The following is a 12,718-nucleotide window of genomic DNA, read 5'->3' as shown; positions in this document are numbered from 1 at the left end:
CATCAGCCACCTAACCGGCAACCTCATTAGAAAACATCGCTTTTAACGCCTTTTTATATCCCTTGATAGCAGAGTTATTTTTCTTGGGTCTCTCCCTGAGCATGAAATACATCGTGGTCCACCAAAGTGCCGCGTATTTGATCGGACCGGATTGCTCATCCCTCAGCAGATGAATATGATTCATCACGCGCATGTAAGCTACATGCTCCATATTATCGCGGGAGGACGGGGATTCATGATGAAACAGCTTTAACAATGGATTAATATATAACGGTCCGCTCTTCAACGCAAAACGGGACAGGAGCAGGTCTTCACCAACACTGTAGCTCTGCAGCCAGGGAACCGGCTTCAACCCGCGAATCGCTTCCTTGCGGAAGGACATGTTGCAGCCGTGAAAAAATTCGGTTTTGAACGTCTTGCGCGCTTTATGCCAGTTATACATGGAGCCTGATTGCCCGCTGAGAGACAGCTTTCCTTTAAAGAGCGACTGCTGAAAGGACAATAGGCAACGGATCGTGCCGAAGAAGCTGTTGCTCATACCTATCGCGACCCCGCCTACCCCTGCAGCCTGGGGATATTCCTCATATGTGTGCATTAAATTCTGAATATAATCGACGGGAAGCTCAACATCGTCATCCAGGAACAGAATGATGTCACCGCTGGCGACCTCAAGCGTCTCTACTCTGGATAACCACAGTCCCGGCTGTTTTTTGCGGTGGTAGCGCAGCTCCATTCCTGTCGGCTTCAGTATTTGCTCCTGCTCCTTCAAGAACTGATCCGTCAGCGCTCCGTCATCGACAATCAACACCTCGACCTGCAGACCGGAGGCCGGCAGCGTGGATTGTGCTATGGAGGAAATACACCGCTTCAGGTCATCCTCCCGGTTGCGCGTGCATATCGCAATGGACAAAGCAATCATCGGCTTCCTCCTTCAGTTAAGTCAGGCCTTTCCCGCCGATGGGCAAGGAGGCCGTATATTCATGATATTTCTGCTTGCGCGGATTTAGGACAAACAGAATTCCCTGTGCATATCCAGACACTGCGTTAAAGTTTCTTTTGAGCGCATGCTTGATCATCGAATAGAAAAGTGTCCAGAGCAGCGCTATGTAATTCCACATCCCCGCTTGTTTCAGGAGCAGGAAATAGTAATGATTCACGGCCGTGGCTTTAGCTACCTTTCCAGCCTTATCCCGCGAGCTTGGGGACTCGTGATGTATGATCCTGAGATTCGGATCGATGACCAGCTTGCCGTAGCGGCTTGCAAGATAGCACATGTAAAGATCGTCCGCGACCGCATAGCTGGTCATCCAGGGATAGGGCTTCATCTCATTTAATGCAAAACGGCGGAAGGACATATTACAGCCGTGAAAAAATTCAGTAGGGAATACCGACTTGGCCTCTCCCCATTGCAGCAGCGAGCCTGCCAGACCGCTCGGGGACAGCTTACCCGGAGAGGAGGACATTTGACATGTCAAAACGCCCAGCAGCTTGCCTGCCCGGCTCGTACTCAGCCCTTTGGCTACACCGCCAACACCTACTATACTTTCATCCTGCTTATACGTATCCAGCAGTCGTCTGAGGTACAACCGATCATCCAATTCCGCGTCATCATCAAAATAAATCACAATTTCGTTTTTCACCATGGACAGGGCCTGATAACGGGATAACCACACGCCTGGCTGCTCCTTCTTATAGTACTTCAATTCTCCGTCCGGCAGCTTAGAGATCATTTCCCGGTACTCTTCCAGCTTGTGCACCGGAATATCGCCGTCATCGACAATCAGCAATTCAATTGCCGTATGCTTGATGTCCTGCTGCCCGGCAATGGATTGAATACAGCGTGTCAAATCTTCAATCCGGTTCCGGGTACAAATGATGATAGAGACATCCGACATGCCGTGATCTCCTCCTAAAAATCATATCCGTTTCGCTTGCATTATTTTCCAATTGTTGGATTGTATACTTCTATTTTATCTTCGACATCATTTGAGTGTACATACCACTTTTGTATACTTTTTCGTACATATGAAAACTTATAACTAAAAAAAGAGAAATGGCTTATAACCATTCCTCTTACATGCTTGTCAAAAGTCCAGAAACAGAGTTGCATTAACATATCTGCGGGCCATGGACAGGAAATATGAATTTTGTATCGACACAGCCGCCACCAGCATGGCATTCCTGAGCGCTTCCCGCTGGTTCGGACTTAGATGGACAAGACTATCCGTATACCTGCCTGCTGCTCGTAAAAGCATCTCCTCTGTAAGGCCATCCTTTAAAGAGGATGCAGATCCGGCACCGGTAATATCAAACATCCCGTCACCATTGGCGTCCAGTTCTTCGAACAGGGTCGAGTAGGCAGCATAAAGATGCATCGGCTGCATCAGATCGTCGCTGTCGTCCCCAGGCTGGCCAAACAGGATATGGAACAACCTGCGGATCGATTCGAAATCAAGACTGGATTTGAGATCCTCTATAATAAGCAGAAGAGCTGCCTGATTGATGGAATATTTCTTCCCTACCTTCGGCGACCCCAGAAAATCCTTGAAATCCCGCTTCACCCAGTTCTGCATGGAAGTCAGCGAGACATGGCTGTACTCGATCAACTGGCCTAGTGACGCAATCTCCTGTAAGGAAAAGGCTGCGATCTGTCTTCCCTTTATAATTTTCTCCAGTACGGGGGTCACTTCAGTGCTCAAAAAGGCAGGCAGCGTGCTGCTGGCACGAAGCCGATCCTGGTGGTTCTTTCTCCAAGCCTCCTGAAGTACAGCCAATGGCTGCTGGCTCTGACAGTTATCAAGCGCGAGCAGCAAATGGGCCATGTCGCTGCGTGTCATGGTAAAGGACTCCATTTGCCTTCCTCCTTAAGCTTTGGTATCGCATTTTCAAGTTCATGCGAACTCATCATACGCCGAAGGCTGGAGCTTGTAAAGAGGAAGAAGGAAGAAAACGAGCAAGCTGGCGAGCGGGGTCTATTCTGCCTCTATTTCGAACAAATTCGGAGCTCAGGGGGTTAACAGCTTTCATTTTAACAGTTGTATTTTTTCTTTTAAGTTCTTAAAATAAGTTCATATGAACCTAAATTAAAATGAAAAGGGATGAGTGAAAATTATATGGACATAGGTGTCAGTCTACTCTTGTTTGCGTTGTTAATTGTGCTAAGTGGTTTCTTTGTGGCTACGGAATTCGCCATCATCAAAGTTCGTTCGAGCCGTGTGGATCAACTGGTGGTGGAGAACCGCAAAAATGCTAAGGCCTTGCGGAAGGTAGTCAGCAATCTGGACGGATACTTATCCGCCTGCCAGCTTGGCATCACAATAACGGCGCTTGGACTTGGCTGGCTCGGTGAACCGACTGTGGTCAAAATTTTGGAGCCTGTATTCCAAAAGCTAGGCATCACGGGTGATTTCGGACATATTCTGGCTTTCATTATCTCTTTTATTATTGTGACTTACCTGCACGTTGTTATGGGGGAACTGGCTCCTAAGACACTGGCGATCCGCAAAGCGGAAGAGGTCAGTCTGTTAACCTCTCCTCCGATTATCTGGTTTAACCGCATCATGTACCCCTTCATCTGGCTTTTGAACGGCTCTGCCAACAGACTGGTCCGTGTATTCGGATTGAAGCCCGCGTCGGAACATGAGGAAGCGCACTCCCAGGAAGAGATTCAAATCATCTTGTCGGAAAGCGTAGAGAGCGGAAAAATTAACAATACAGAATACGGATACGTGAACCGGATCTTTGCCTTTGACGAAACCGTGGCCAAAGAAATTATGGTCCCGCGTACCGACATGGTTTGTTTGTTCACCAACCGTACCTTAATAGAAAACATGCAAACCATTCACGAGGAGCAGTATACTCGTTTCCCGGTAGCAACGGATAGCAAGGACCAAATTATCGGTATGATCAATACGAAGCAGTTCTTTCTGGAGCATGACCGCAATCCGGATCTGGATTTCAAATCCTTGATCCACCCGATCCTTACAGTGCCGGAAGTGATCCCGGTTAATGACCTGCTGAAACGAATGCAAAAGGAACAGGTTCATATCGCCCTGCTGGTGGATGAGTATGGCGGAACATCCGGTATTATCACGATTGAAGATATCCTGGAGGAGATCGTCGGTGAAATCCGCGACGAATTCGATAAAGACGAGCGCAAGGAAGTCGAGAAGCTGTCCGACAACAGCTATCTGGTGGATGGTAAAGTCATTCTGTCCGACTTCAGCGATATGACTGGCCTCGACATGGAAGAGGAAGACGTCGATACGGTGGGAGGCTGGGTATACAGCCGTATTCCCGAGCCAAAGGTAGGCAAAGAGTATATCGAAGGCAACGTGAAGGTTATCATACGCGAAATGGGCAAAAATCGTGTCAGACGTGTTGAGGTCATCATCGAGGAAACGTCGCTCAGCGAACAAGAAGCAACAGACTAAGTTTGAAATTCAACGCAAAACATTGTACACTTTACTTCGTTCTGCACAGATGTGTAAAATAGATGACAGGGCATCCGGCTTGGCCGTGTTGCCCTGTATTCATGTGTGGGGAGGAGAGAAACGTACATGGACTTTTTGTCTGCAATTATTATGGGTATTATTGAAGGATTGACCGAATTTCTGCCTGTCTCATCAACCGGGCACATGATTTTGACGGCCCATCTGCTGGATCTTAACACGGACAGTGAATCAGTCAAGACGTTTGAAGTCATCGTACAGCTAGGTGCGGTGCTTGCGGTCGTCGTATTGTATTTCCGAAAGTTTCTGGGCATGTTCGATTTCCGGAGACAGACGCTTCGATCCTTAAGACCTCGTCTCAATCTGTTACATATCATCATCGCTATGATCCCGGCTTCGTTGCTGGGCGTACTGCTGCGTGATGTCATCAAGCAATATTTATTCGGTCCTCAAACGGTGGTATACAGTCTGGTTGCCGGAGGCCTGCTGATGATTGCGGCTGAAAAATTCCATCCGCGGGCAACCGCGGAAACAGTGGATGAAATTACATACAGACAGGCCTTTATCATTGGAATATTTCAAATTCTTGCCCTGTGGCCCGGCTTCTCCCGTTCAGGCTCCACCATTTCCGGAGGCTTGTTTGCGAGAGTAAGCAGCACGGCTGCAGCCGAATTCACCTTCTTGGTATCTGTGCCGATTATGCTAGGGGCTACGGTTGTAGATATGTACAGCAGCATAGACCAATTGTCCTCTGGCGATTTCCCTGTATTTGCCGCGGGTTTTGTTACCGCCTTTATTGTAGCGATGCTGGCTATCAAGACGTTCCTTGGTTTGCTGAAGCGGTTCAGCCTCACCTCGTTTGCCATCTACCGTTTCGTGCTGGCCGCCGTATTTTTCTTTATTATTCTGTAAGAAGAACGTTGCTAACACACTTGCGATGATCTCTGATAAGACAAAAAGGTCAAGAACAGGAGCAATCCCCTGTTCTTGACCTTTTTTTGATCCGCTTGTCCAATTGTGTTCCAGCAAGCTTATATCTTCGATTCCAGTGTCTCCAGGTATTCGGAAATCTGTGACGGGGTTTTGGCGAATTTGCTGTGAAGATGGGCAATCTTCTCCCCGCGGCGGAATACTAACAGACTCGGAATACCACGAACCTGATGTTCCTCCGCTATCGATTGAAACTGTTCTGCATCCATTGCATAAAATTCTTTATCGGGATGCTCTTCGATGACTCCACCGATAAATCTATCCAGCGTCCTGCAATCTGGACACCAGCTTGCATCAAATTTAATAACCGTTAGTTCCCCTTTTCGGATCAAGTCCTCGTATTGTCGCTGTGATTCAATGCGCTCCATCGTCCATCCCTCCTACTGTATACTTATTATTACATTCTAATCAATATCACTTCATTTGCAAACCGTGCCGACTACAAGTTGAAATTCTCCGAGAACGAACCATTCCCACAATTGCCGCACAAAGACATACGCCCCACTTTTTCGGAACTGCTTCATTCCCTCCGAGGGTTACCGATGCTGTATGTAGCGGTTGGCTTGGGTAAAGCTTCTCAGCTCGCTGATTTCCTGCTCCGTCAACGGCTGGGCAGCAGCGGCGCCCACGTTATGCTGCAATTGCTCTGATGAACTGGCCCCAGGAATAGCAGTCGCCACGGCTGGATGGGCAAGGCTGTAACGGATCGCCAACTGCTCCATGCTTCGCTGATCACCAGTGAACGCAGCCAGGCGTTCGCGTACTTTCAGCAGCTCCGCTTCCTCATAATTCAGATAACCTTTCGCCGCCTTAGACGCGCCCCCTTCAGCAAGCACTCCGCTCGCTACGGGCCCTCGCGCTATCAGGCTGATTCCTTCCTTCTCCAGCAGAGGAAGGACTTCTTCCTCCGCCCGCCGGTCCAGAAGACTGTATTGGTTCATGACACTTACGATTGCTGAGCGTTTCACATATTCTCGAATGACATTCGGCCGGATGGATGAAATACCGTACCAGCGAATGACTCCTTCTCGTTTTAACTGCTCAAACGCCTCTATGGTCTCGTCGATCGGATCATCAAGCGTGCCGCCGTGCAGTTGATACAGATCGATATAATCTGTGCCAAGGCGTCTCAGGCTTGCTTTAACAGCTTCCAGGATATAGGCTTTCGACGGGTCCCATACCCAGCCTTCCTGCCCCGGAACACGGCGATTGCCAACCTTGGTAGCAATAATAACGTCTTGGCGTCGTCCCTGTACCGCCTTTCCGACCAGCTCTTCATTTCGGCCGCTGTCATACAAATCGGAAGTATCCAGAAAATTAATCCCCTTTTCAAGCGCTTCATGAATAAGATGGACACCCTTTTGTCCCTCCGTGCCTATCGTCATGCAGCCAAAGCCAATTTCGCTGACCATGAGATCGGAAGATCCGAGTCGGTTTTTCTTCATAATTCGTTCTCCTCCCTATCGTTTCTACCATCGTGAAATCCCCGTTATATGTACAGGTTTATCGTATCGTATCCTTGCAGCCCATTCAAGCTGGCTTCTTCAAGATCAACGGTAATTTCCGCAACTACAACTTTCTTTATTTTAAGCTATTGACAATTATCACAAAACAATATATCTTTAAGTTAAGATAAATAATAAATTTCACCCCCTTTCCAAAACATAAAACAATCACTCAAGGAGGACTTATCATGAAATTACTCGGACTGCATCACGTATCGGCTCTCACAGCCGCTGCAGACAAAAACTTTGCATTTTACACAGAGGTGCTCGGCATGCGCCTGATCAAAAAAACCGTCAACCAGGATGATATCCGTGTGTATCACTTGTTCTACGGTGATGAGGTGGGAACTCCCGGCACCGAGCTCACCTTCTTCGAGATCCCGAATGCTGGTCAGAACCGCAGAGGGAATAACAGTATCTCCTCCCTGTCCCTGCGCGTTCCGAACGATAAAGCCCTGACCTACTGGAAAAACCGGTTTACGGAGTTTAATGTACAGCATGAAGACATTACGGAACAAGGCGGACATCAGATACTGCCATTTGAAGATTTTGAAGGACAGCGCTTCTATCTGATTTCCGACGAGCATGATCAAGGCGTACGGGCAGGCAACCCATGGAGCAAAAGCCCCGTCCCGGCGGAGTACGGCATTATCGGTCTCGGACCGGTCAAGCTGACTGTTCCCGCAGCCGAGGCTACCGATCTGATTCTGGAGAAAGTGATGGGCTTCCGCAAAGCGGGATCGTATCCTTCTCCTGTCGCAGGACAACCGGATATTGTTATCTATGAAGTGGCTGAAGGCGGGAATGGGGCCCAAGTGCACCTGGAAGAACGAACCGATCTTCCAGAAGAACGGCTTGGACGCGGAGGTGTTCACCATGTAGCGTTCCGCGTAAGTGATGAAGAGGAGCTGCGCCAATGGGTGGATCGTATCCGCGACCTGCAAATCGGCAACTCGGGATTCGTGGATCGCTTCTACTTCCGCTCTCTGTATTTCAGGGAGCCCAACGGTATACTGTTTGAGCTGGCTACCGACGGTCCCGGCTTCGCAGCCGACGAAGAGCCAGAGCACCTTGGCGAGTCGCTTGCCCTCCCACCATTTCTTGAAGAACGCCGCGAGTATATTGAGGCCAATCTAAAGCCGCTGAATACAAAAAAATAACAGAGTGCACTATATATCATAATCAATAACGGGACTTCCATTTGAATAGGAAGTCCCGTTATTGATTATTCTGAGACATCCATCTACGGCCTAGAGCTTCCGGTCGTCCACACCGTCCAGCCAGGCTTCAATATCACCGATTACGGATGTGACGCATCCCGCTTCAAACGGAGATTTCAGACCCGCCAGCTCAACCAGACCTGTGAAGGACCGGCTTCCGCCGGCACGGCATAGACGAAGATAGTCGTCCCACGCCGACTGCCAGTCTTCGTTCATCCGCTTCCAGAACTGGAAGGCACAGATTTGTGCAAGCGTATAGTCAATATAGTAGAACGGTGACTGGAAGATATGCGCCTGCTTATGCCAGAAGCCGCCGCCCTCCAGATAATCATTTTCTTCATAGTTTTTATGTGGCAGATATTTACGCTCAATGGACCGCCATGCTTGCTTCCGCTCCGCCGGAGTCCAATCCGGATTTTCGTATACAGCATGCTGAAATTCATCCACGGCTACTCCATATGGAATGAATAGCAGTGCTGACGAAAGGTGATCAAAATGGTATTTTTCCGTCTCCTCCTCGAAGAACAGCTTCATCCACGGCCAGGTAAAAAACTCCATGCTCATAGAATGAATCTCCGCAGCTTCGTAGGTTGACCAGAAATATTCAGGGATATCGAAATGTCTGCTCTCATATACCTGAAACGCATGACCCGCCTCATGGGTCAGTACGTCGATGTCTCCGGAGGTGCCGTTGAAATTCGAAAATATGAATGGGGCGCCGTAATCATTAAGAAATGTACAGTAACCCCCACTCTGCTTGCCTTTTTTGCTGACCAGATCCATCAGCCCGTTATCAATCATAAAGGTAAAAAATTCATTCATTTCGGGGGACAGCTCTTTATACATGCGTGCTCCGTTTTCTATGATCCAGTCGGGTCCGCCTTTAGGCACAGGATTGCCGGTCGGAAAGCTAAAGCTCTCGTCATAATAATAAAGTGTCTCTACACCGATTCGTTGCCGCTGCCGCTCCTTAAGACGGGAAGCAGACGGTACGATATGTTCAGCCACTTGATTGCGGAAGTTCGCAACCATCGCTGCATCATAATCCGTCCGATTCATACGCGCATAACCGAGTTCTACAAAGTTGGCATATCCCAGCTTGCGGGCCATCCGGGTACGGACTTTTACCAGATCGTCATAAATGCGGTCAAACTGCTCCTCATGAGAAGCCATAAACTCTCTCTGGGCTTCCGCGGCCATGCGCCGGATGCTGCGGTCCGTGGACTGCAGGAATGGGGTTAATTGCGGGAGCGTGCGCTCTTCACCCTCAAAGAGAATTTTGGCGGATGCAATCAGCGACATATATTCCGTGCCAAGCTTGTTCTCCTGCTGCATGTCTTCTATAATTGCCGGATCAAACGCTTTAAGTGACACTTCAGCCAGCCTGAATAGTTGACTGCCCCACTCCTTCTCCAGCTCTCCTCGCAAAGGCGAATCCGCAAGCGCCCGGAAATAGTCGGTTATGTATTCCAGGATGACGGGTTTGATTTCATCCACGTATTCTTTCTCTTTTTTATAAAACTCATCTGTCGTATCAATCGAATGTCTGATTTCCACCAGTTGGCAGTTGGTATCCACATAGCTGCGCAACCTGTTGATCTCCTGAATGACCGCTTTCCCCTGCTCAGGCTGCTCGGCATTTTGGAACTGCTCCAACAGATTTTTAAACCGCTGCTCAAATTCGGGCATGTCCGGTCTTTCGTATTTCATTTCACTGAACTTCACCATATGCGCGGCCTCCCTTTTCCCAATATGCTATTTATTATACATCCCGCCTCCTATAATATACCAGCCTTTTAAGCATGCAATGTGGTCCTAAGACGCTCCGAGAACGAATCATTCCCACAATCGCTGCTGCGTGCGTATTCCAACTACTAAACAAAGAAAAGGTCAAGAAACGGAGCAAATTCCCGGTTCTTGACCTTTAGTATTTGTTAAAGTCCGGAAGCATGGGCGCGGGTCATGATCTCGTCCATCATTGGGACCGTATCAAGCCCGTCGCGGTTGCCCAGCAGGATAACGGTCAAGCCTGTACCGGTATCCCGCATCATGCCAGTCTTGTAACCCGTCCCGCTTCCATTGTGGTAAATAGTCATACCCTGGCCGGATTCATCCTGGCGAATCAACACGCCGTATCCGTAATTTTTCTCGGAATATGGGGTCAGCATCTGTGTCAGAGACTCGCTTCTCAGCAGCTTATCCAATCCGTTCTCACTGTTCCAGATCAGTATATCATCAAGCGTGGAGTACAGCGTGCCTGTTCCCTCCACGGATACATAATAAGGCGCCTCAGTCATCACATCATTGTTGTAGGTGTGGCCTTTAATCGTTGGGGTGGCAGGGGTCGCCTGACCTGTATGCTTCAGCCCCAGCGGGCCCAGCACATTCTTCTCCAGATAATCCCCATAGCTCATACCGCTCGCCTGCTCAATAATATAAGCGAGTACCACGTATCCGCAGTTGCTGTATTGAAAACGCGTACCCGGCTCCCATTGAATTGTCAGTTGCTTGATTTCATGGACTGCGTCCTGCAGCGTCATTCCCTCAGTGCGAGTAAAGTTGGCTCTTAACCCGCCTGTATGCGACAGCAGCATATGCAGGGTGATCTCATCTCCACGCGGGAAATCGGGAATATATTGAGATACCGGGTCCTGCAGATCCAGCGATCCAGCCTCCGACAGCTTCAGTACTGCAGCGGCCGTGAACGACTTGGACAGCGATGCAATCCGCGTCGTCATATCAGGACGGTTAAACTTACCGTCGCCTGCCGGACCATATCCTTTGCGGAGCAAAACCTGTCCGTCCTTCGCTACCAAAGCCAGACCGGAGAAAGATTCACCACGCAGGTAAGCATCCACCGACTTCATGGTGCTGTTCAGCACGGTCTCACCGTCACTTTGAATCTCTAGCAGCGTACCTTCGGCTGTTTTAGCAGGCTTTACCGTGGCGCGCAGCGGCTCGATCACCCCCCGCAGAGGCACAGTCAATACGCCCTTCACATAGCGCAGCGGCGAGGATTGCTGCCAGGCATAACCGTTCACATCCACCGTCGTCGATCCTAGCTTGTACGTGATCACATCACCGTTCAGTTGGACAATGGCACTACTCGTACCTGCATTCCAACGTACAATAGCTCCCAACGCCCCAGCGGCCTCCCGAAGTGGGACGTATGTAGTTCCGTAAGCGATATAAGGCTTCGTATTCCAATGTTGCTCGGCTCCATCCACCGTCACCGTGATGGCTCCAGACTGTGCCAGCACAGTGTGGCTACTACTCCCTGCAAATAAGGCCACACACAGAAGCAGCAGCACAAAGTAACGCATAAAGGATAACCCTCGCTCATAAAGCAAGCTCTTTTCCTGACCGGACAACCCATTACCGTGGCCTTCCATTCTCGTCGATCCTTTCATAGGAAACAGATCCTCCATTCTTTCGTCAAACCTATAGTAAAAATTGCCACCATTCGTCAAAACAACAAATTTTATTTTATCACACCTGCCGCTATGGGAGAAAATCCGCTATAGAAATCCATCGCAAAAAAGACAGCCATAGGCAACTTGCCGGTGGCTGTCTAGCACTTCATATAAGTCGTTCGTCTTAAGATTGCTGCAGGCGATGGGCCGCATGCAGCGTTGGCCCGACAAATTCATTCAGACGGAACCCGCCGGCAATTGCCTGGGTAATAAATTGCTTGGCCTGTTCCACAGCTTCACGTACCGAAAGGCCCTGGGCCAACCCGGCAGTAACGGCAGCAGATGAGGTGCAGCCCGCTCCATGGGTAAAGCTCGTATTTACACTGTCCGTTTCAAACCATTCAAAGGTTTGCCCGTCATAGAGCAGATCCATCGCTTTGCCTTCCTTGATCTTGCCCCGGTCTTTAATCAGCACGTGCTTGGCGCCGCGTTCATGAATCATGGCGGCAGCCTCCTGCATCTGCTCGATCGAGCGGATCGGTCCTGTCTTGGCAAGCTGAGAAGCTTCAAACAGATTCGGTGTGACGAGATCCGCGCCCGGGATAAGCAAATCCAGCATCGCTTCCGTATTCTCTGGCTGCAGCACCTCATCCGTGCCTTTGCATACCATAACAGGATCAATCACGATCCGCTTCAGATCATGCTTCTTTAAATATGCAGCTACCAGCTCTATAATCTCAACGGAGCCAAGCATGCCGGTCTTCATGGCATCAAATCCGATACCATCAAGTACGGTTTTCAACTGGGCTTCCACCACATCCAGGGCTACCGGGTATACAAGATGGTCCCAGGTCTTGGGCTCCATCGCTACAATTGTAGTTAAAACAGTCATACCATAAACGCCGAACTCCTGAAAGGTCTTCAGATCGGCCTGTATGCCGGCTCCTCCACTCGTATCGGAGCCTGCAATCGTTAATGTTTTGGGAACGGTCATATTCATGCTCTCCTTCACTTTCATGCTGCATTTATCCTAATCCTGTCGTACATTCTTGTCAAACCCTTTCCGAATGAACGATTAATGCCCTTTCGACCGTCTCGAGAATGCGGCTAAGCCGGGAATGGATAAAGCTGAAATGAAC

General features: G+C 49.3%; 11 protein-coding genes. 3 read left to right on the top strand and 8 right to left on the bottom strand.

All coding sequences use genetic code 11. The features are described from left to right. Nucleotides 1-10: 10 nt before the first annotated feature. The 3 genes from OIN60_RS14775 to OIN60_RS14765 all read right to left on the bottom strand — a co-directional run bounded on the left by OIN60_RS14775 (nt 11) and on the right by OIN60_RS14765 (nt 2,852). The gene (locus OIN60_RS14775; protein ID WP_305755643.1) at nt 11-919 is read right to left on the bottom strand and encodes a glycosyltransferase family A protein; all 909 of its coding nucleotides are present in this window, start codon (nt 917-919) and stop codon (nt 11-13) included. Between the two features lie 16 nt (nt 920-935). Further along, a complete protein-coding gene (locus OIN60_RS14770; protein ID WP_305755642.1) occupies nt 936-1,895 on the bottom strand; it encodes a glycosyltransferase family 2 protein in 960 nt (319 codons plus the stop codon). Between the two features lie 189 nt (nt 1,896-2,084). After that, on the bottom strand, nt 2,085-2,852 hold the full coding sequence (locus OIN60_RS14765) for a DUF1836 domain-containing protein (protein WP_305755641.1): 768 nt from the start codon (nt 2,850-2,852) through the stop codon (nt 2,085-2,087). Nucleotides 2,853-3,113: 261 nt separating this feature from the next. Between OIN60_RS14765 and OIN60_RS14760 the strand changes: the two genes are divergently transcribed. After that, nucleotides 3,114-4,433 carry a hemolysin family protein gene (locus tag OIN60_RS14760; RefSeq protein ID WP_305755723.1) on the top strand — a complete coding sequence of 440 codons (1,320 nt, stop codon included), beginning with the start codon at nt 3,114-3,116 and terminating at the stop codon, nt 4,431-4,433. 126 nt (nt 4,434-4,559) lie between these two features. Then, nucleotides 4,560-5,363 carry an undecaprenyl-diphosphate phosphatase gene (bacA, locus tag OIN60_RS14755; RefSeq protein WP_305755640.1) on the top strand — a complete coding sequence of 268 codons (804 nt, stop codon included), beginning with the start codon at nt 4,560-4,562 and terminating at the stop codon, nt 5,361-5,363. 119 nt (nt 5,364-5,482) lie between these two features. Here bacA and OIN60_RS14750 read toward each other — a convergent pair whose 3' ends face one another. Continuing rightward, nucleotides 5,483-5,809: a thioredoxin family protein gene (locus OIN60_RS14750; RefSeq protein WP_305755639.1), complete on the bottom strand. Its 327-nt coding sequence runs from the start codon at nt 5,807-5,809 to the stop codon at nt 5,483-5,485. Between the two features lie 168 nt (nt 5,810-5,977). After that, nucleotides 5,978-6,886 (bottom strand): aldo/keto reductase, encoded by a 909-nt coding sequence (locus OIN60_RS14745; RefSeq protein ID WP_305755638.1) that lies wholly within the window; start codon nt 6,884-6,886, stop codon nt 5,978-5,980. A 248-nt stretch (nt 6,887-7,134) separates the two neighbouring features. Here OIN60_RS14745 and OIN60_RS14740 point away from each other — a divergent pair, with 248 nt between their 5' ends. Next, nucleotides 7,135-8,106 (top strand): ring-cleaving dioxygenase, encoded by a 972-nt coding sequence (locus OIN60_RS14740; RefSeq protein ID WP_305755637.1) that lies wholly within the window; start codon nt 7,135-7,137, stop codon nt 8,104-8,106. A gap of 90 nt (nt 8,107-8,196) precedes the next feature. Here the strand turns inward: OIN60_RS14740 and OIN60_RS14735 are convergent, their stop codons facing one another. From OIN60_RS14735 to pdxK, 3 genes are all read right to left on the bottom strand, one after another. Continuing rightward, nucleotides 8,197-9,894 carry a M3 family oligoendopeptidase gene (locus OIN60_RS14735; RefSeq protein ID WP_305755636.1) on the bottom strand — a complete coding sequence of 566 codons (1,698 nt, stop codon included), beginning with the start codon at nt 9,892-9,894 and terminating at the stop codon, nt 8,197-8,199. 206 nt (nt 9,895-10,100) lie between these two features. After that, nucleotides 10,101-11,576, bottom strand: a complete 1,476-nt coding sequence (locus tag OIN60_RS14730; protein WP_305755635.1) for a serine hydrolase — start codon at nt 11,574-11,576, stop codon at nt 10,101-10,103. Between the two features lie 187 nt (nt 11,577-11,763). Then, nucleotides 11,764-12,573 (bottom strand): pyridoxine/pyridoxal/pyridoxamine kinase, encoded by an 810-nt coding sequence (pdxK, locus tag OIN60_RS14725; RefSeq protein WP_305755722.1) that lies wholly within the window; start codon nt 12,571-12,573, stop codon nt 11,764-11,766. Nucleotides 12,574-12,718: the final 145 nt, after the last annotated feature.

The organism is Paenibacillus zeirhizosphaerae, assembly GCF_030705605.1.
Taxonomy (GTDB): Bacteria; Bacillota; Bacilli; order Paenibacillales; family Paenibacillaceae; genus Paenibacillus; species Paenibacillus zeirhizosphaerae.
This window is presented reverse-complemented; position numbering and strand designations above follow the sequence as displayed.